This is a genomic window from Nocardioides sp. F233, from assembly GCF_057813895.1.
In genome coordinates this window covers 1-292 of the sequence record NZ_JBVASH010000033.1, presented here as the reverse complement: position 1 = coordinate 292, position 292 = coordinate 1, and the positions used below count along the sequence as shown (strand labels likewise).

General features: G+C 76.7%; 1 protein-coding gene. It reads left to right on the top strand.

Annotated features, from left to right (window positions below; all coding sequences use genetic code 11):
- Positions 1 to 292, top strand: a 292-nt coding sequence (gene tsaB, locus ACZYRU_RS26955) for a tRNA (adenosine(37)-N6)-threonylcarbamoyltransferase complex dimerization subunit type 1 TsaB (RefSeq protein ID WP_488960183.1), incomplete at both ends; no start/stop codon positions are given.

The window sequence follows — 292 nt, the reverse complement described above, 5'->3', positions numbered from 1 at the left end:
GTCCCGGCCCGTTCACCGGGCTCCGGGTCGGACTGGGCACCGCCCGCACCATGGCCCACGTGCTCGACGTACCCGTCCACGGGGTGTGCTCGCTCGACGCGCTCGCCCTCGAGGCCGTCGAGACCGGCGCCGTCACCGGCGCGTTCGTCGTCGCCTCGGACGCCCGGCGCAAGGAGGTCTACCTCGCGCCGTACGACGCCCGCGGGACCCGCCTCGACGAGCCGGTCGTCGACAAGCCGGCCGTGCTCGCCACGACCGGCCCGGTGGTCGGGGAGGGCGCCCGGCTCTACCC